Annotated in this window: 1 protein-coding gene; it reads right to left on the bottom strand. The window is 66.0% G+C overall.

Annotated features, from left to right (window positions below; all coding sequences use genetic code 11):
- Positions 1 to 5 precede the first annotated feature (5 nt).
- Positions 6 to 409: phospholipase D-like domain-containing protein (locus MPC4_RS04790; RefSeq protein WP_244628848.1), on the bottom strand; the 404-nt coding region annotated here is incomplete at its 5' end.

Raw genomic sequence — 409 nt, 5'->3', positions numbered from 1 at the left:
GTGTGTCACATCATGGGGGCGAAGGTGCGCAGGATGGCGCGCCAGACGCGGCGGGGCCACCTGATGGAACGCAGATACTCCAGGGTCATGGGCGTTGAGATGGCGATGGTCACGTCCACGTCGGCGATGATGTCGGCGATGGCGTCCACCTCGTCCAGCCACACCGCGCACTCCTGGTGCAGGTAGAAGCTCCGGTAGTCGAAGTTGATGGTGCCGACCACGGCGGTGTCGTCGTCGGCGACGACCACCTTGGCGTGCACGTACCCGGGCGTGTACTCCCAGATCTGGACGCCTGCTGCCACCAGCACCTCATAGTACGACCGGGTCACCTCATGCACGATCGAGCTGTCGCCCCAGTGTGGGGTGACGATCTGCACCCGCACCCCCGACTGGGCCGCCAGCACGAGGG

It is taken from the genome of Methylocella tundrae (genome assembly GCF_901905185.1).
GTDB classification, from domain to species: domain Bacteria; phylum Pseudomonadota; class Alphaproteobacteria; order Rhizobiales; family Beijerinckiaceae; genus Methylocapsa; species Methylocapsa tundrae.
Note: the sequence above shows the minus strand (reverse complement) of the source record. Positions and strands in the feature narration are given on the sequence as shown.